The 19,164-nt window shown below is 30.1% G+C and carries 18 protein-coding genes, 7 tRNA genes and 1 riboswitch; of the genes, 23 read left to right on the top strand and 2 right to left on the bottom strand.

The window, feature by feature from the left end:
- The first annotated feature begins 86 nt into the window (after positions 1-86).
- From CLPUN_RS25190 to spoIID, 13 genes are all read left to right on the top strand, one after another.
- Positions 87-1,268, top strand: coding sequence for an acetyl-CoA C-acetyltransferase (locus tag CLPUN_RS25190; RefSeq protein WP_077849941.1), 1,182 nt, complete (start codon positions 87-89; stop codon positions 1,266-1,268).
- A gap of 878 nt (positions 1,269-2,146) precedes the next feature.
- The gene (locus CLPUN_RS25185) at positions 2,147-2,512 is read left to right on the top strand and encodes a hypothetical protein (protein ID WP_077849940.1); all 366 of its coding nucleotides are present in this window, start codon (positions 2,147-2,149) and stop codon (positions 2,510-2,512) included.
- Between the two features lie 13 nt (positions 2,513-2,525).
- Positions 2,526-3,197: a F0F1 ATP synthase subunit A gene (locus tag CLPUN_RS25180; RefSeq protein ID WP_077849939.1), complete on the top strand. Its 672-nt coding sequence runs from the start codon at positions 2,526-2,528 to the stop codon at positions 3,195-3,197.
- Between the two features lie 44 nt (positions 3,198-3,241).
- On the top strand, positions 3,242-3,457 hold the full coding sequence (gene atpE, locus CLPUN_RS25175; RefSeq protein ID WP_077849938.1) for an ATP synthase F0 subunit C: 216 nt from the start codon (positions 3,242-3,244) through the stop codon (positions 3,455-3,457).
- Between the two features lie 64 nt (positions 3,458-3,521).
- The gene (locus CLPUN_RS25170) at positions 3,522-4,001 is read left to right on the top strand and encodes a F0F1 ATP synthase subunit B (protein WP_077849937.1); all 480 of its coding nucleotides are present in this window, start codon (positions 3,522-3,524) and stop codon (positions 3,999-4,001) included.
- 1 nt (position 4,002) lies between these two features.
- Complete coding sequence (locus CLPUN_RS25165; RefSeq protein WP_077849936.1) at positions 4,003-4,542, top strand: F0F1 ATP synthase subunit delta; 540 nt, start codon at positions 4,003-4,005, stop codon at positions 4,540-4,542.
- 10 nt (positions 4,543-4,552) lie between these two features.
- Positions 4,553-6,067 (top strand): F0F1 ATP synthase subunit alpha, encoded by a 1,515-nt coding sequence (atpA, locus tag CLPUN_RS25160; protein WP_077849935.1) that lies wholly within the window; start codon positions 4,553-4,555, stop codon positions 6,065-6,067.
- Positions 6,068-6,107: 40 nt separating this feature from the next.
- Complete coding sequence (atpG, locus tag CLPUN_RS25155) at positions 6,108-6,959, top strand: ATP synthase F1 subunit gamma (protein WP_077849934.1); 852 nt, start codon at positions 6,108-6,110, stop codon at positions 6,957-6,959.
- 14 nt (positions 6,960-6,973) lie between these two features.
- Positions 6,974-8,365 carry a F0F1 ATP synthase subunit beta gene (gene atpD / locus CLPUN_RS25150; RefSeq protein WP_077849933.1) on the top strand — a complete coding sequence of 464 codons (1,392 nt, stop codon included), beginning with the start codon at positions 6,974-6,976 and terminating at the stop codon, positions 8,363-8,365.
- Positions 8,366-8,380: 15 nt separating this feature from the next.
- Positions 8,381-8,788 (top strand): ATP synthase F1 subunit epsilon, encoded by a 408-nt coding sequence (gene atpC, locus CLPUN_RS25145; protein ID WP_077849932.1) that lies wholly within the window; start codon positions 8,381-8,383, stop codon positions 8,786-8,788.
- A 697-nt stretch (positions 8,789-9,485) separates the two neighbouring features.
- Positions 9,486-10,136 (top strand): hypothetical protein, encoded by a 651-nt coding sequence (locus tag CLPUN_RS25135; RefSeq protein ID WP_077849930.1) that lies wholly within the window; start codon positions 9,486-9,488, stop codon positions 10,134-10,136.
- A gap of 238 nt (positions 10,137-10,374) precedes the next feature.
- Complete coding sequence (gene murA / locus CLPUN_RS25130) at positions 10,375-11,637, top strand: UDP-N-acetylglucosamine 1-carboxyvinyltransferase (RefSeq protein ID WP_077849929.1); 1,263 nt, start codon at positions 10,375-10,377, stop codon at positions 11,635-11,637.
- A gap of 463 nt (positions 11,638-12,100) precedes the next feature.
- Complete coding sequence (gene spoIID, locus CLPUN_RS25125) at positions 12,101-13,171, top strand: stage II sporulation protein D (RefSeq protein WP_077849928.1); 1,071 nt, start codon at positions 12,101-12,103, stop codon at positions 13,169-13,171.
- Positions 13,172-13,926: 755 nt separating this feature from the next.
- Here the strand turns inward: spoIID and CLPUN_RS25120 are convergent.
- Positions 13,927-14,334 carry an ACT domain-containing protein gene (locus CLPUN_RS25120; RefSeq protein WP_077849927.1) on the bottom strand — a complete coding sequence of 136 codons (408 nt, stop codon included), beginning with the start codon at positions 14,332-14,334 and terminating at the stop codon, positions 13,927-13,929.
- Positions 14,335-14,394: 60 nt separating this feature from the next.
- Positions 14,395-14,495: riboswitch (guanidine-I (ykkC/yxkD leader) on the bottom strand.
- 285 nt (positions 14,496-14,780) lie between these two features.
- Between CLPUN_RS25120 and CLPUN_RS25115 the strand changes: the two genes are divergently transcribed.
- The 3 genes from CLPUN_RS25115 (at position 14,781) to mreB (ending at position 17,001) form a co-directional block, all read left to right on the top strand.
- Entirely contained in the window at positions 14,781-15,512 is a 732-nt protein-coding gene (locus tag CLPUN_RS25115; protein ID WP_077849926.1) for a M23 family metallopeptidase, read from the top strand.
- A 120-nt stretch (positions 15,513-15,632) separates the two neighbouring features.
- Positions 15,633-15,887: a sporulation transcriptional regulator SpoIIID gene (gene spoIIID, locus CLPUN_RS25110; protein WP_077849925.1), complete on the top strand. Its 255-nt coding sequence runs from the start codon at positions 15,633-15,635 to the stop codon at positions 15,885-15,887.
- A gap of 79 nt (positions 15,888-15,966) precedes the next feature.
- Positions 15,967-17,001, top strand: coding sequence for a rod shape-determining protein (gene mreB / locus CLPUN_RS25105; RefSeq protein ID WP_077849924.1), 1,035 nt, complete (start codon positions 15,967-15,969; stop codon positions 16,999-17,001).
- A gap of 97 nt (positions 17,002-17,098) precedes the next feature.
- Here the strand turns inward: mreB and yyaC are convergent, their stop codons facing one another.
- Positions 17,099-17,614: a spore protease YyaC gene (gene yyaC, locus CLPUN_RS25100; protein WP_198944411.1), complete on the bottom strand. Its 516-nt coding sequence runs from the start codon at positions 17,612-17,614 to the stop codon at positions 17,099-17,101.
- A 357-nt stretch (positions 17,615-17,971) separates the two neighbouring features.
- Between yyaC and CLPUN_RS25095 the strand changes: the two genes are divergently transcribed.
- From CLPUN_RS25095 to CLPUN_RS25065, 7 genes are all read left to right on the top strand, one after another.
- A tRNA-Tyr gene (locus CLPUN_RS25095) sits at positions 17,972-18,055 on the top strand.
- Between the two features lie 8 nt (positions 18,056-18,063).
- Positions 18,064-18,139 (top strand) — tRNA-Val (locus CLPUN_RS25090).
- 96 nt (positions 18,140-18,235) lie between these two features.
- Positions 18,236-18,310, top strand: a tRNA-Thr gene (locus CLPUN_RS25085).
- Positions 18,311-18,354: 44 nt separating this feature from the next.
- Positions 18,355-18,438, top strand: a tRNA-Tyr gene (locus CLPUN_RS25080).
- A gap of 8 nt (positions 18,439-18,446) precedes the next feature.
- Positions 18,447-18,522, top strand: a tRNA-Val gene (locus CLPUN_RS25075).
- Between the two features lie 120 nt (positions 18,523-18,642).
- Positions 18,643-18,717 (top strand) — tRNA-Thr (locus CLPUN_RS25070).
- A 43-nt stretch (positions 18,718-18,760) separates the two neighbouring features.
- Positions 18,761-18,844 (top strand) — tRNA-Tyr (locus CLPUN_RS25065).
- Positions 18,845-19,164 lie beyond the last annotated feature (320 nt).

Here is a 19,164-nt window from a genome sequence, read left to right as displayed (position 1 = left end):
AAAAAATTAATAATGGTTATAATGAAATTATGTTAATAATTTAACGAAAGTTAATAAAATAATTTATAAATTTTAGGAGGTCAAATATGAGAGAGGTAGTTATTGTAAGTGCAGTAAGAACTGCATTAGGTAGTTTTGGTGGAGCGTTAAAAGACGTATCAGCAGTAGATTTAGGAGCTTTAGTAATTAAAGAAGCGGTAAATAGAGCTGGCGTTAAGCCAGAACTAGTTGAAGAAGTTATCATGGGTAATGTAATTCAAGCAGGTCTTGGACAAAATACAGCAAGACAAGCGACAATTAAATCAGGATTACCACAAGAAGTTTCAGCTATGACAATAAACAAGGTTTGTGGATCAGGATTAAGAGCAGTTAGTTTAGCAGCTCAAATGATTAAAGCAGGAGATGCTGATATAATAGTTGCAGGTGGTATGGAAAACATGTCGCAAGCTCCATATGCTTTAAAAACAGCTAGATTTGGTCAAAGAATGGGCGATGGTAAAATGATCGATACAATGATAAACGATGCATTATGGGATGCATTTAATAACTATCATATGGGTCAAACAGCTGAAAATATAGCTACCCAATGGGGATTAACAAGAGAAGAACAAGATGAATTTTCAGCATCATCTCAACAAAAGGCTGAAGCAGCAATCAAAGAAGGAAGATTCAAAGATGAAATAGTTCCAGTTGTTATTCCACAAAGAAAAGGAGAACCAAAAGTATTTGATACAGATGAGTTCCCAAGATTCGGGACAACAGCAGAATCTTTAGCAAAATTAAAACCAGCTTTTGTTAAAGATGGTACAGTAACTGCAGGTAATGCATCAGGAATTAATGATGGAGCAGCAGCATTTGTTATTATGAGCGCAGAAAAAGCAGCTGAATTAGGAGTTAAGCCATTAGCTAAAATAGTTTCTTATGGTTCAAAAGGATTAGATCCAACTATAATGGGATATGGACCATTCCATGCAACTAAGGCAGCTTTAGAAAAAGCTAACTTAACAGTTGAAGACTTAGATTTAATTGAAGCTAACGAAGCTTTTGCAGCTCAAAGTTTAGCAGTTGCTAAAGATTTAAAATTCGATATGTCAAAAGTAAATGTAAATGGTGGAGCAATTGCTTTAGGTCATCCAGTTGGAGCTTCAGGTGGAAGAATCTTAGTTACTCTTCTTCATGAAATGGAAAAGAGAGATGCTAAGAGAGGTCTTGCAACACTTTGTATAGGTGGAGGAATGGGAACTGCTCTTATAGTTGAAAGAGTTTAAGAGAAGTTTGTATTTCATAAAAAAGGTTACTATGATAATTAATCATAGTAACCTTTTTTAGAAAAATATATATTTTCTAAAAGTTAATTCACCTAAATATAATTTTAAATTATATTTAGATGAAGGAAGTGTATTTTAAATTGTAAATTATTAAATATATATTGTCGATTGGAGTATGTATTCCATAATTTGTTTGAGTAAATATGAAATAATGCTTGAAAATGATTGTAATTTTAGTTAAGATTAGATAAATAGTTTAAAAAAGAAGTTGTAATGGATTTTTTAGTGAAAAAAATTAGATGAATATTTATAAAGAGTTATGTATAAATTAAAGTATAATTTTATTTGATAAAACACTCATAATATGTAATTTTGAAAGTTAAAACATTATTACAGCGTTTTAAATACTCTGTAGTGTAGTTTAAATAAGGATTTAGATGACTTGAATAAAAATTTAAACAATTGAAGATGAGATTGCAAAAAAAATAAATATTGAATAAGAATGAGATTATATATTCACTAATATAAAAGATATAACATTAAATACAATATTATGAAGGGCTAAAAAAGGAAAAAAAACTTTGGAATTTCTAATATTTTCAATTTCATATCATAAAATTTGGGATGAAACTGTTAACACTGGTAAAAAGAAAAAGTTTCTTGTTACAGAAAATTCAAAAAAATGAATAAAAATATTTTAAAACTTTCAAAAATGAAGAAAAATAGAGAAAAATGCAATATTAGGTAAGTAATTTTGAGAATAAGTGAGTTAATCTTATTAAAAACGCATAATAAAGATAATTTAATCTAAAATTGCGTTTTGTTAAAGATAAATATAAAGATATAATATGTCATATTGAGGGTAAAGGGGGTTATGCATGAATAAAGTGATGAATAAACTACTTCTACAACAGGTGCAATACGATTTAGGAAGCGGATTATTTATATCTTTAGTTATAGGAATAATTTCTACTTTCATAAATGCAGGAAGCTATTTGGCAGGAATAGGTGTAGCAGCAATAAACTATTTTATAAGTGGATATGTTATTTCAACATGTCTAGTACAAAATAAAAAGCAGTTTTTTATTATTGTTAGTTATTTTTTGCGATTGGGATTTATAGTAATGACTATAATACCTTTCACAAAAAATGTTAATCTTATGGCATTTTATGTTGCTGGATTTATTACACATTATATACTGCTTGTGGTTTTAGGCATAAAAAATAGGAAAGGAAGTGTTTAGGTTGGAGGGATCCATGAGGCCTATATTTTCTCCTGAAATTTTTGGCATTACCATTAATATTACATCAAGTATATTAATCCAATGGTGTGTTATTTTAATTTTAGGAATAGGTGCTTTTCTATTAACAAGAAATCTAAAGTTAAAACCTAATAAAACGCAATCGGCTTTAGAAAAACTTTATCAAAGTATAAGAGAACTTGTACTTGGCATTATGGGTGATGAATATGAATCATTTTTACCTTACATAGGTACATTAATGATTTATCTGTTAACCTTAAATCTTAGTGGATTATTAGGTGTAAAACCACCTACGGCAGATTTAAGTGTAACCCTATCGTTGGCAATAGTTACGTTCTTGGTGGTAAATCTAAATGCTATCAAGAAACATGGAATGGTTGCTTATGGTAGAGGATTGTTACATCCATATGCATTTATGTTACCAATCAATGTAATGGAAAGATTCGTACTTTTAGTATCTTTATCATTACGGCTTTATGGTAATATGATGGCAGCAGTAGTATTGGTAGAATTAGTGTATCATGCGCTAGGTTCAATTGGTGCACTCGCTCAATTTGGTTCGCCAATAATAGTACATTTATATTTTGATTTGTTTGATGGAGCACTTCAAATGATTGTATTCTCAATGTTAACAATGATTAACATTAAAGTAACCGCAGAACATTAAAAAGCATGAAAAAAATTTAATTATTATTTTTAGGAGGAATTATAATGAGTTTAGGAGTTCTAGCAGCTGGTATAGCTGTATTATCAGGTATTGGAGCAGGAATAGGTATTGGTATCGCTACTGGAAAGGCAACAGAAGCTGTTGGTAGACAACCAGAAGCATCAGGAAAAATTCAAACAATGTTAATTTTAGGAGCAGCACTTTCAGAAGCAACAGCAATCTATGGATTAATCGTTGCATTCATGGTAATGGGTAAATAATTATTAAATGATGAATTCGTATGAGTTAATAATATTGACTCCGAAGGGAGGATATAGGTAAAATATGGAAATGGAATTATCAACACTAATACTAACCTGGGTTAATTTAGGTGTCATGATTTTAATTCTAAGACATTTCTTTTGGGATAAGATCAAAGGAATAATTGAAGAAAGACAAAAATATGTAGATGATAAATTAACTAAGGCCGATGAAGATTCTGAAAAGGCTAGAATGTATTTGCTAAAAAATGAACAAATACTACAATCAGCTAAAGAAGAAGGTAAAAAAATTACTGAAAGACAAAAGCAAAAAGGCGATAAAGTTTATGAAGAAATCATTAATAATGCCAAAGAAGAAGCAGTTTCATTAAAAGAAAGAGCTATGCTAGAAATTGAAAGAGAAAAGGAAAAAGCTGAATACGAAATTAAAAAGCAAGCAGTAGATTTAGCTGTAGAACTTTCAATCAAAGCATTAGATCAAAAAATAGATGAAAATACACATAGACAACTTATTGGTGATTTTATTGCTAAGGTAGGTATGTAATATGTATGAATATTTAGATAGGCGATATGCTTTAGCTATTTATGAAGTTGCTGAAAAAAAGGGCAAAGTTGATGAATATTTAAATGACTTAAGATCAGTCTGTGATTTGATTGATAATAACGAAGATTTTCAACAAGTAATCAGACATCCACAAGTTAATACCACTAAAAAGAAACAACTTTTTACAGATATTTTTAAAGGTAAAATTGATGATGATTTACTTTCTTTTATGATCGTATTAATCGAAAAGAATAGAATTCTTTATTTAAAAGAAAAACTTGACCAGATGGAAAAAATCGATCTGGAAAGAAAAAATATCATAAAGGGTGTAGTTAAAACAGCTATACCACTTTTACCAGAAGAATTAGAAAAGTTGAAAGCTATCTTTGAAGAAAAGTACGATAAGACTATCATATTCACTGCACAAGTAGACAAAAGCATTTTAGGTGGAGTTTACGTAAGTATTGGAAATGATGTTATTGATGATACTATTAAATCAAAGATAGAAGAAATGAAAGAAATAATGCTTAAGAAGGAATAGAGGTGAATCCATGAATATTAAACCAGAAGAAATAACTTCTATTATAAAAAAAGAAATAGAAAAATATGAAAAGCAAATTAAAACAGTAGATTCTGGTACTATCATCCAAGTTGGAGATGGTGTTGCAAGAGTTTATGGATTGGATAATTGTATGGGAGGGGAATTATTAGAATTCCCTAATGAAGTGTATGGAATGGCTTTAAACCTTGAACAAGATAACGTTGGTTGCGTTCTTTTAGGAGATGAAAAAGGAATAAAAGAAGGTGACATCGTTAAAGGAACTAGCAAAATTGTTGAAGTTCCAGTTGGTGATGGATTAATCGGTAGAGTTGTAAATGCATTAGGAATACCTATAGATGGTAAAGGGCCAATACTTACAACTGAAACAAGACCTATCGAAGTTCATGCTCCAAGTATAATAGATAGAAGTTCAGTTAATGAGCCGTTACAAACAGGAATTAAAGCAATCGATTCAATGATTCCAATTGGTAGAGGACAAAGAGAACTTATAATAGGAGATAGACAAACTGGTAAAACAGCTATAGGAATAGATACTATCATTAACCAAAAAGGTAAGGATGTTATCTGTATATATGTAGCTATAGGGCAAAAACAATCTACAGTTGCACATATAGTAAATACATTTACTGAAGCTGGTGCTATGGATTACAGTATCGTAGTAAGTGCTACAGCAGCTGAATCTGCGCCATTACAATATCTAGCTCCATATGCAGGATGTAGTATAGGTGAACATTTTATGCATCAAGGAAAGGACGTATTAATTATATACGATGATCTTTCTAAACATGCAGTGGCTTATAGATCAATGTCACTATTACTTAAGAGACCTCCAGGAAGAGAAGCTTATCCAGGAGATGTTTTCTACATCCATTCAAGATTACTTGAAAGAGCAGCTAAGTTATCTAAAGAATTAGGTGGGGGATCATTAACAGCTCTTCCTATTATAGAAACACAAGCTGGAGACGTTACAGCATATATACCAACTAATGTTATATCAATTACAGATGGTCAAATATTCTTAGAATCTGATTTATTCTATGCAGGACAAAGACCAGCCGTTAATGCTGGTATATCAGTATCAAGAGTTGGTGGTAATGCTCAAATTAAGGCAATGAAACAAGTTTCTGGTACATTAAGACTTGAACTTGCACAATACAGAGAATTAGAAGCTTTCGCTCAATTTGGATCTGACTTAGATGCAGATTCTAGTAGAAGACTTGAAAAAGGTAAGAGACTAGTTGAAGTATTAAAGCAAAACCAATATAGCCCAATGGAAGTAGGAAAGCAAATTGCAATATTATATGCTGCAGTTAATGACTTCTTATCAGATATTAAGGTTAGCGACATAAAAAGATTCGAAAAGGAATTCTTAGAGTATGCAGATACTCATTATAGAGATATTGAAAAATCAATTATTACAGAAAAAACTTTAACTGATGAAATTAAATCTATGTTAGAGGAAGCAATAGTTGAATTTAAAAAGATATTTTTACAAGAAGCATAGCTTAAATTTAGGCTATGCCCTTCTTTAGGAGGTGGAAATCATGGGTGCAGCTGGACTTCTTGATATAAAGAAGAGAATTAAGTCAGTAGAAAATACAAAAAAAATTACAAATGCCATGGGGCTTGTTGCCACTTCAAAGCTTAGAAAATCTAGAAAAGAGTTATTAGTAAATAATAAGTTTATTGAATTAACTGAACCAATCGTAAGAAATCTTGCAACAACTGCTTCAGAAGAAGGTGCTAACATTTATTTTGACGGAAATAAAAGTGAAAATAAATTGTATGTAGTAATGACATCTGATTCAGGACTATGTGGTGGATTCAATGCTAATGTAGTAGCTTACTTAGATTCTTTAATTGGGAAAAATAAAGATACTGCCAAAATTATCGTAGTTGGAAACAAAGGACTTAGTTACATTAAGAGAACTAAACTTCAAACTGTAGGAGAATATGTTGAAATTTCAGATTTACCAACAGTTAGAGAAGCAAAGGTTATCTTTGATAAAGCTCTTGAAATGTATTTAAATGGAGAAGTTTCTGAAGTTAATATTGTGTATTCTAACTTTATATCACCAGTTAAACAAGTGCCAAAAGTAGATAAAATTTTACCTATACAAAAGCTTGAAGGTAAAGTAAACAAAAGTCATGTTGAGCCGAATTTAGAATTGGTATTAGAAAATGCTCTTAATATCTATCTAAAAGGAAAAATCAGAGGCATTTTATTAAGTTCTAAATGTAGTGAACAAAGTTCTAGAATGACAGCTATGGATGGAGCTACTAAGAATGCAGAAGATTTATTATCTGATTTAAAACTTATGTTTAATAGAATTAGACAAGGTGCTATTACGCAAGAAATAAATGAAATTGTTGGAGGAGCAGCAGCTCAAAATTAGTAAGGAGGTATCTTATGCCTGGAAAGATAGGAAAAGTAGTTCAAGTAATTGGACCGGTAATAGATATAAAATTTGATTCAGATTCTCTTCCAAATTTATATAATGCAATTAATATTAATATGGGAGAGCATCAATTAGTAGCTGAAGTTGAACAACACGTTGGTGATGATATAGTTAGAACAATTGCCATGTCAGCTACAGAAGGATTAAAAAGAGGAATGGAAGCTGTTGATACAGGGAATGCTATTTCTGTTCCAGTAGGGGAAGAAGTATTAGGAAGATTATTTAATGTTTTAGGAGAACCTATTGATAATTGTGGAGAGGTTGATATAAAACAACAATATCCAATTCATAGACCAGCTCCTAGCTTCAAAGATCAAGCCGTTGAACCAGAAATGTTTGAAACAGGAATTAAGGTTGTAGATTTACTTGCACCATATCAAAAAGGTGGTAAGATAGGTCTATTTGGAGGAGCTGGAGTTGGTAAAACAGTTTTAATCCAAGAATTAATAAATAACATAGCTAAGGAACATGGTGGATTATCAGTATTTACCGGAGTTGGTGAAAGATCAAGAGAAGGTAACGACCTATATCACGAAATGATGGATTCAGGAGTTATTAGTAAAACTGCTTTGGTATTTGGTCAAATGAATGAGCCACCAGGTGCTAGAATGAGAGTTGCATTAACAGGACTTACTATGGCAGAGTACTTTAGAGATAAAGGTCAAGACGTGTTATTATTTATAGATAACATATTCAGATATACTCAAGCAGGTTCTGAAGTTTCAGCTTTACTTGGAAGAACACCATCAGCTGTTGGATACCAACCAACACTTGCAACTGAAATGGGAGCTCTTCAAGAAAGAATTACATCAACAGTTAATGGATCTATAACATCAGTTCAAGCAGTATATGTTCCTGCCGATGACTTAACAGATCCAGCACCAGCAACAACGTTCTCACATCTAGATGCAACAACAGTTTTATCTAGAAGTATAGCTGAACTTGGTATATATCCTGCAGTAGACCCATTAGAATCTACATCTAGAATATTAGATCCAAGAATAGTTGGTGAAGAACATTATAAAGTAGCATCAGATGTTAAGCATGTTCTTGAAAAATATAAGGAATTACAAGATATTATAGCTATCTTAGGTGTAGACGAATTATCAGATGAAGATAAGGCTGTCGTAGCTAGAGCAAGAAGAATTCAAAGATTCTTATCTCAATCATTTACAGTTGCTGAACAATTTACTGGAATGCAAGGAAAATATGTTACAGTAAAAGAAACAATAAGAGGATTTAAAGAAATTCTTGAAGGTAAATATGATGATTTACCAGAATCAGCATTCTTATTTGCAGGAACTATAGATGATGTTATAGCAAAAGCAAAAACTTTAGGATAAAGGGGATGAGCAATAATGGCTAATACCTTTTTACTAACAGTTACTACACCAAGTCATGAGGTTTACAATGGAGAAGTTGAAAAAGTATTTTTAAAAAATGCTGATGGAGACTTTGAAGTATTAGCAAACCATGAAAACATGATAGCAAGTACTGTTCCTTGTATTGCAAGGTTTAAAGACGCTAAAGGCGCTGAAGAGGAATTGTTTATTTCAACATCAATTGTTCATATTAGTAAAAACACAATGACAATCTGCAGCGATGCAGCTGAATTTGAAGATGACATTGATGTAGAAAGAGCAAATGAAGCAATGCAAAGGGCAAAGAAAAGGCTTGAAGAAGCTGATAAGTATAATAAAGATAGAGCAGAATCAGCATTATTTAGAGCCACACAAAGATTAAGATTAAAAAAATCTAGCAGATAAATATAATTTAAAGCGTACCTCTTTATATAGAAAAACTATGTAAAGAGGTACGCTTTATTTTTGTATGCGAAATTATGGAATTTTGAAGTGTGGAAGGCTAATTAAATATGGCTTTGGACAGATGCTTTTTATTGTGTATAAAAACATGAAATTTAGGGATATTTTATTTTCTAAGGTGGACAACTTTTTAACTATAGATTGTTTTAAAACTGACAAATTAAAAGTGAAAAATCATGAGGTGGCTGAAAATATGACTTTTATTATAATTTGTACCTATTAAAGCATCAGTTGTAAATTAAGGGAGAAAAATTAATGGCTTAATTTATATTATAGAAATATACATCTAGAGAATTAATCTTAAGAGTGCATTGTACACAGAATACCAATAAAGAACATTAAGTGTCAATTTATATTACATACATTCAACTATATGCTGACAAGCTATCACAAAATTCTAATAAAATTATACTATATATATATAGCTCATATAAGGAACGTTCCTAAATTTAATAATAAATATTTTCTTTGCTTATTTTATGCTATAGGATGTAAGAAAAATCTCAAAAGAGTCACTAAAAAGTCACTAATGTAACTATTAATAAAATTCACATATCTAATTTAAAAGAGAATAAAAGATAACAGAGATGGTCATAATTAAAAAAGGATAAGGTATAAGGCTAAATTAAGGGGGATTACTATGAATATAAAAGTAAGCATAGCAATTTTCGTATTGTTATCTTTTTTTAATCTAGGAGCTGTTTCTAATGTTACTCATGGTGATAGAAATTCATTTGATATTTTAGAAAATAATATAAAAACTGTGAGTGAATTTGAGGAAAATGGAGTAAAGCTGCAATATAAAACAAGAGAGAATATAGAAAAAGAAATTTTTAGGATAAAAAAGCAGTTAAATAGCAATATAAATGGTGATTACACAGAAATTAATGAAAATCAATTTCAATTCTTAAATGATAATTTTCATATTGACATAAAAACATGGGATGAAGATAAATATAATTATGTGGAAATTAAATTAATTAATAAAGATGTAAGGTATAGCACGTTAGATTTAAAAAATATGCTGCAAAAAATAGAAGATGAAAAATCTGAAGATAAACAATATTTTTTTTATTATAAAGGAAAAAGAGCCAAAGAAGATAGCAATTATTCTATAAACAAATTATTAAATAAAAATAAGGTACAAAAGGCAAGTTTATTAGAAATTAGTAATGGTTATTCAGGAACAGGGAATTTAAGTAATGGAGATAAAATTAATTTTGCACTTATTAAGTATAATACAGGGTCAAATGTAATAATTGGTATGCCAACTATATTTGAACTGTACTAGCAGAAAAATTTAATAATATTTGTTTATTGCCATTATATACATGTTGCAATAATGATTTTACAATAAAGCTATATTAGTATCAGCCTATGGAATTAACTTTACTGTATAAACTTAATTGCAACATATATATTATGCTTGCTATGATGAGTAAAATTCACTTCTTTGTTAAATAAAAAATATGTATTGTATCTTTGAGCAATTATTTTATGATGCTTAACAATTCAATGTGGAGGATAATATGGAGAAAATAGTGGTTAAAGGGGTAAAAGAACTTAAGGGTGAAGTTGATATAAGTTCAGCAAAAAATTCAATTTTACCGATAATTGCAGCAACTATATTGTGTTCAGAGCCTGTAGTCATAGAAAACACGCCTAAATTAGAAGATGTAGAAGTTATATGTAAATTATTAAGTGGATTAAATTGTGACGTAGACATTTCTAATGTTAATAATAGATTGACCATAAATGCGAAAAATATAGTAGAAATGGATGCTAATGCAGAACTTATGAGAAAAATGAGGGCATCATTTCTAATTATGGGGCCTATGCTTGCAAGGTTTGGTTATTGTAAACTATCATTACCAGGTGGGTGTAATATAGGTAGCAGGCCAATAGATCTACATTTAAAGGGATTTAAGTTACTTGGTGCAGAGGTTATAATGGGTCATGGTTTTGTAGAGGTTATAGCAAAAAAAATCATTGGAAATAGAATATACTTAGATTTCCCATCTGTTGGTGCAACTGAAAACATTATGATGGCATCAGTTTTTGCAGAAGGTACAACAATAATAGAAAATGCAGCAGAAGAGCCAGAAATTTGGGATTTGGCAAGATTTTTAAATAAGATGGGTGCGAAGATAAAAGGTGCAGGTCTTGGAAAGATAACGATAGATGGAGTGCAATCTCTAAAGGGAATAACCTATACGCCTATATATGATAGGATAGAAGCTGGAACCTTTATGATTGCAGCTGCTATTACAAATAGTAAAATAAAGATTAACGGGGCTAATGAGGAACATTTAAGACCTGTAATAGAGAAGTTGAAAGAATGTGGAGTTATCTTCAGTGATTACAAAAATGATTCTGTAATAGTAGATGGAAGAGGCCCTAAAAAACCATTAGATATAAAGACACTTCCATATCCAGGATTTCCAACGGATATGCAGGCTCAAATGATGAGTTTATTATCCACAGTTGAAGGAGTCAGCGTTATTACAGAAACAGTTTTTGAAAATAGATTTATGCATGTTGCTGAACTTAATAGAATGGGAGCCAATATAAAAATTGACGGAAGGATTGCTATAATTGAAGGTATACCTAAATTTACAGGCTGTCAGGTCAAAGCAACAGATTTAAGGGCAGGTGCTGCCATGATACTAAGTGGATTAGTGTCAGAAGGCGAGACAGAAATAGGTGATATTTATCATATTGATAGAGGATATGTTAATATTGAAGAGAAATTTAGAAATCTCGGAGCAGAAATTTATAGAATAGATATATAGAGATAAACGTTTCAAAGCTAAGTTATTAATTAAAGTTTTAATTAATAATTTAGCTTTGAAGCGTTTATTTACATGGAAATTTAGAAATTTTAATATGAAAGGCTTATACAATTGTAGTGGTGGAGAAAATCAAATAAAGGTTTCTGCTAGAGAAATTGAAATTAACAATTGATAATTAGAGTGTGACAATCATTTTTTTATTTTTTTGTATAACTGATCTCGTATTTTCAAATACGAGGAAATTATAATCAAGTCAAATATGTGGATAACTTTTGAAAGAATTGTAAATACAAGGTTAGTAAAGGTAATTTAAATATGAATGAAATGTTAACACAGAACAACATAGTCTGCGAAGCAGATTTTTTTACTTTAAGAAATTATAATTCTAAGAGGGTGACATAATTATCATAATAAGAAAATTAAAACATATACTTTAGAGTGCATGTTTTAGGAGGAAAAGTTAATGAAGACAATTATTCTAAAAGGCTTAAATATAAAATTAAAAAGATTAAGTACAAATATAAAAACAATAACTATCATGACTTTAATTATTTTTGCTATATTAATAGTATTACCAGTGATTTTCTTAGGGTCAGGCAAAGAGAGCATTAATGTGTTTAATTTAAGTAATGATAATATAATAAAGAGTTCAGAAATAACATTTCCTGCTAGTGGCAAAGTTAGGCTATATCATAAAAAAGATGATACCATAGAGGAAATGGATTTAGAAGACTATATTATGGGAGTAGTGGCAAGTGAAGTTCCTGCAAATTTTAATGAAGAAGCTTTAAAAGCCCAAGCAGTGGCAGCAAGAACATTTTATATGAATAGAAGGAAAAATCCATGTAAAGATGCTAAAAATAAGAATGGCGAAATTTGTGACACAACTAATTGTCAAGTTTATATGAGTAAAGCAGAAAGAATGAGCAAATGGAGTAAAAGTGAAGCAGAAAGCAATTGGAACAAAATACAGAAAGCTGTTTTAGATACAAAGGGACAGATACTTACTTATGAAGAATCAGCATTAGAATATCCGCAATTTTTCGCAATAAGTTCTGGAAAAACAGAAGATGCAAAAGATGTATTTTCAGTTGATGTTCCATATTTAAAATCAGAAGAAAGTAAAGGAGAAGAAATTGCACCTAAATATAAAACAACCTTAGAAGTTCCAATAAGTGAATTTATAAATAAGATTAATTCAAAATATGAAAATGCTAATTTGAAAAAAGGTAATTTATCATCAGCAATTAAAGTAGAAAGCTATACTGAGGCAGGAAGTGTAAAAGAAATTAAAATAGGACGAGAAGTTATAAAAGGAACAGATTTTAGAACATTATTTAATTTAAATTCAACAAATTTTAAGTTTGAATTTAGAGACAATATAGTAAAAATAAATTGTATAGGTTATGGTCATGGTGTTGGAATGAGTCAATGGGGAGCAAATGCTATGGGCAAAAGTGGTTCGAAATACGATGAAATTTTAAAACACTATTATAATGGCGTAGAAATTCAAGAAATAAAATATACACCATAGAAAAAAGCGCGAAGCGCAACCAAGATCATTCCACCATAGAAAAAAGCGCGAAGTGCAACCAAGATCATTCCATCTTAAAAAAAGGTGGATAAGCACAACCAGGAACAATTCACCTAAAAAAAGGTGCGTAAGTGCAGCCAGGAACAATTCACCATAGAAAAAAGCACGAAGTGCAATTAAAATCATTTCACAATTCAAAACTTTAATGATTAGGTATATTAATATAATAAAACAGGTAGTTCAATTGAACTACCTGCTAATAAATAAATCAAGAAAAGATTACCAATAAGGTTTATAACTTACATTTTTAATATTCTTTATACACAAAATGCTCTACTTGATTTGATCCTTCAGCAAGATATTTCTTTGCTTCAATAGGATATAGTTCTATAGTGCCTATATCCTTAATATCAATCCATGAAAATTCTAATTTGAACGACTTATCTTCTAATTGTTCGTATAGGCTGTGTCATTTTGTGGCCTAAGCAGCAGAACTTTCCCATCATGTATTAATACTCTTGATGCTCTGTAACTAAAAACATACTCATCTGTTTTTAATATAATATCTTTACCTATTTTTCATTCCTTCTTTACTAAATATTACATAAGTTATATATGCTTAAAATAAATTATCATTATAAGTAAATGCTATACTGTAATTGCATTTACTTACAGTCATACATATTAACAGTATTATCTAGTAAAGTCTAATATAATTAAAATATGTAGTACTTAATTAAAAATATAATAACAAGTTATTTAATCACATTATAATTATTTTTAATCAAGACATTAATTGCTGCATCCACATCGTTTTCCTTGACAAGTATATAGTCAGTATAATATGTAGATAAAGCAAATATACAAATTTGTTCTTTAGCCATTAAACTGCTAATGGAAGCAAGTATTCCTACTAATGAAAAATCCAATGGGCCTTCTACCTTTAATATTCTCCAATCTTTTTCACATTGTGCATTGCCAAGCTTATGCATATTATGAGTAAGCTTTTCTTGTGAGCAGACAATAGACAATTCATCATCTATTTTTGTTATTGAAAAGAAGTCTCCATTCATTGCCCAAGCAGGGAGCACATCATTTTTATTAAGTCTACAAACACTATATATTTCCTTTAATAATTTTATGGTTAATTTAATTGATGTCATTTCTAATTTAATCCTTTCATGGTAAAAATATAAAAAAAGCCTAAAGAAATATTATAAAATATCTTCTAGGCTTTTATACTTCTGTGTACATAGTCAATTATAAGTGCCTTCTCTTGGACCAGTCTAGCATTTATAGCTACGGAACCCTAGAAAACTAATGATCATTTCACTTTTTATATAGTTATTATAACAAGTAATTTCTAATATGCAAATATAAATTAATGTTAAAGTATTAGCTTTTAATTAGAATAAGCACTAACGTTATCTAATTATAGTGATAATTTTTGTTTATAAAATAGAAAAATGGACATAATCTAGAATATCAATATTTTAATACAAGTTATTAGTAGATTAGTATGATAAAAATGCAAAAAAATGAAATAAAAAATTATATTTATGTATTATTTTTCATTAAAGGGGAAATATAACAGTAGGAGGTGTTCATATTGGACAAAAAATTAAAAGAAAGATTTAAAACATTAATTAGGAAGGAGGGATTTTATATTGCTTTATTCCTTTGTCTTTGCATCATAGTTACAGTTGGAACTATTTCCTATAAGATGTCTAATAATAATGAAGTTAATAAGACAGAAGAGATAAATAAAGAACTAACATTAAATTCTGATAGTAATGGAAAAAATGTAAATGAGATTCCAAATGCAGAAAGAGTAGAAAATATTCCTAATGATGGTAAAGAGAATAATGATAAGACAAAGACAGAAAAATCTACTACAGTAGCTACATCTAATAAAGTAAATTTTTCAAATCCTGTAGATGGTATTGAAAGTAGGAAATATTCTTATCCTACACCAGTAAAAATAACTGATGGAGTTTTTAGAACTATTAGAGGAGTAAATTTACAAGCAAAAATAGGAACTGAAGTTAAGGCAGTAGCTGATGGTATAGTAGAGCTTGCTGAAAATTCAGGAGTTGAAGAAGGCGTAGTTGTTGAAATTAAACATGCTAATGGATTAAAGACTAGATATGGAAATCTTGATGCAAATTTATCCGTGAAAAAGGGTGATAAAGTTGTAGCTAATAAAATTATTGGCAAAGTTGGAGAAACTGCAAAAGTGTTTAGCAAAGATCAATTTGGAGAATTTTTAAATTTGCAAGTAATTAATGCTAATGGTGAACAAGTTAATCCAGAAAAGTATTTTACTTTAAAAACTAAATAAAGCATTGTGATAAATCAATATTAGTTATTCATCCTTATAGTAAGTAGGAATCGATGAATGACTAATATTGAGTATTAAAAAATGCTATGGAATAAAAGATAAGATCGAGGAAGTGGTATTTTGAAAGATTATATTGAGGAAAGAGTTTTAGATGTAGCAAAGTATATTATTGATTCAAAGGCAACAATAAGAAAAACAGCTAAAGTTTTTGGAGTTAGTAAAAGTACAATCCATAAAGATATGACAGAGAGACTTTTTAAAATTAATCCTGAAATTGCAGAGGAAGCGCATTTAATTTTAGAATTTAATAAGGCTGAACGGCATATTAGAGGTGGAAATGCTACACAGATGAAGTATAAAATTATTGAATCTTAATGAGATTAGGACTATAATATAGTATTAGTAGAATTATGTAAACATAGGTATTAATATGTATTATAGGAGTGAATAAAAAATGGGCTTTTTTGGAACAGGCACAGATATTGCAATTGACTTAGGAACAGCAACTGTACTAGTTTATGTAAAAGGTAAGGGGGTAATTTTAAAAGAACCTTCTGTTGTAGCTATAAATAGAAACAATAATAAATTGTTGGCTATAGGGGAAGAAGCAAGAAAAATGATAGGAAGAACCCCGGGTAATATAGTTGCAGTAAGACCACTAAAAGATGGAGTAATTTCAGATTATGATTTAACACAAAAGATGTTAAAAGAATTTATAAAAAAGGCATGTGGTACAAGACGGGTTAGAGCACCCAAAGTAATTGTTTGTGTGCCATCGCAAGCTACGGAAGTAGAAAAAAGAGCTGTTATTGATGCTGCTATGAATTCAGGAGCAAAAACAGTTCATTTAATAGAAGAACCATTAGCAGCAGCTATTGGTGCTGGTCTAGACATTACTAAACCAAATGGATGTATGGTAGTAGATATCGGCGGAGGAACTTGCGATATTGCTGTTATTTCATTAGGCGGTGTAGTTGAAAGAGAATCAATAAAAGTAGCTGGAGATAAATTCGACGATGCTATAATAAAATATGTAAGAAATGAATATAAGTTAATGATAGGAGAAAAAACTGCTGAAGATTTAAAAATTAATATTGGATCAGCATTTAAGAACTCTAGAAATTTAACATGTATGATGAAGGGTAGAAATCTTATAACAGGATTGCCTGATGAAGTTGAAATTACCACAGAAGAAATAAGAAATGCAATAAAAGAGCCTGTGGAAACTATAGTTGATACAGTAAAGAAAGTATTAGAAAGAACACCACCAGAATTAGCTTCAGATATAATAGAAAGAGGAATTTTAATGACTGGTGGAGGGGCATTAATACATGGTTTAGACAAGTTAATAGAATTTAAAACAGGAGTATCAACAGCTGTTGCAGAAGATTCTGTTGAATGTGTTGCAAAAGGAACTGGTGAAGTACTAAGCTATATTGATAAATTAAATAGTGAAGCAAACTCACAACAAATAGTGCTTATAGAATAAAATTAGAAAATAACAGTCAAAGTGTATATATTTTTGACTGTTATTTTCTGTTTAAATAATTATTTTGTTTATACTATTAATAGTTAATACTTTATAGTTAAAGTCTTGGGAATTGTCCGTTATTTAAGCTATAAGATTCAATAAATACTTTAGATATGGTTTTAGCCATATTCATTATAAAAGAAAGTCTAATACTGCGTGAAAAAAATAACTCAGAACTATCGCTAGAGTCAACAATACCAATAACGGAAGCCATACCAACTTCGGGAAGTTCTTTTCCCACACCCTTACCAGGACGAATTGCATAATCTCTTATACGAATTTCACCAATATCATCTTCATCACCTAAGCAGGCATCAACTCCTATTATGTAGGCATTAGGATGGTTAGTATATATTTCATCTAAGCGCTCACTTATATTTAAAGCATGAATTGGAGAAGATAAGGTTCCGTAAACAGGCAGAGGAAAAAAATTCTCGGTTAAAATAGATCCGACTAAAGGACCTAAGCAATCTCCGATACATTTATCAGTACCAATGCACACTATTACAGTGTCTTTATTAATATAATTTTTGATCTCAAAAATGAGATTGTAAGGAAATTTAGAATTCATATTAATATTTGATTTATTCAAGGATAGATACCCCCTTTATAAAATATATATGAAGAATAAAGGGGAGATAGTATAAAAAAATGTTTTTTGGAAACAATATTAAAAAATAATAGATTTAGAAGAAACTTAAGAATAAATATTCTAAAAATAAGATATTAATTACTAGCTTTAAAGTGATTTCAGCAAGTTAGAAAAAAATAAGATTATTGTATTAAATAGGAGCATATTGTATTAATTAAGAGTAATATGAATTTAATTTGAGTATATAGCCTGTAATTGGGGTTGAAAAAAAAGTGCTTTGCAGATATACTAATCATTGTTGATTGGAAAAATAACAGCTTTTAAATAGTTAAATACGGAGGAATTCCCGAGAGGCCAAAGGGGGCAGACTGTAAATCTGTTACGTTAGTTTCGATGGTTCGAATCCATCTTCCTCCACCAATTTGTATGGGCGCATAGCTCAGCTGGGAGAGCACCTGCCTTACAAGCAGGGGGTCACAGGTTCGAGCCCTGTTGTGCCCACCATTCAAGTAAAATATAAAAACTATTTAGATTGACAAAATTGTGAGAGTTTTGTTAAAATATAATTGACTGTTTTTTTAAATGTTAACTGAATAATGTGCTGGCATGGCTCAACGGTAGAGCAGCTGACTTGTAATCAGCAGGTTGTAGGTTCGATTCCTATTGCCAGCTCCAATATAAAGTATAAGAAAAACTTATATTTTAATAGAATAAAATATGGAGGAATTCCCGAGAGGCCAAAGGGGGCAGACTGTAAATCTGTTACGTTAGTTTCGATGGTTCGAATCCATCTTCCTCCACCAATTTACATGGGCGCATAGCTCAGCTGGGAGAGCACCTGCCTTACAAGCAGGGGGTCACAGGTTCGAGCCCTGTTGTGCCCACCATGTAAGTAAAATATAAAACTATTTATCTTGACAGAATACTAAAAAATTTGTTAAAATAAATCTGCTGTTAATTGTTAAGCTTAATGAAAAAATTTAACTCATAAATCTTAGCTGAATTATGCTGGCATGGCTCAACGGTAGAGCAGCTGACTTGTAATCAGCAGGTTGTAGGTTCGATTCCTATTGCCAGCTCCAACAAGAAATATAAGAAAACTTATATTTTAATAAAACAAAATATGGAGGAGTTCCCGAGTGGCCAAAGGGGGCAGACTGTAAATCTGTTACGTTAGTTTCGATGGTTCGAATCCATCTTCCTCCACCAAAAAAAAGAGTAAACTATGTTTACTCTTTTTTACATAATTTGAAGTTTATATGATTTTGTTGATTATAAATTATTATATTTAATTGGCTTAAAAATATATTTAAGAAACACAGAGCAAAACATAAATTTTTATGAACTGATTGAACTTAACACTAGAACAATCTCAAATATTATAGTGACCATTAGCCGAGAATGTACAAATAAAATTTTAGATTGTATAAATTCTAAATCAACATAAAATTTAAAGATATGAATATTTTCATTAATAAAAAAATAATAATAACAAAAACTATTGACAACAAGAATTAGAAGAGTTAATA

Source organism: Clostridium puniceum (genome assembly GCF_002006345.1).
GTDB classification, from domain to species: Bacteria; Bacillota; Clostridia; order Clostridiales; family Clostridiaceae; genus Clostridium; species Clostridium puniceum.
The sequence above is the reverse complement of the archived record's forward strand: the minus strand, read 5'-3'. Positions and strand labels throughout refer to the sequence as shown.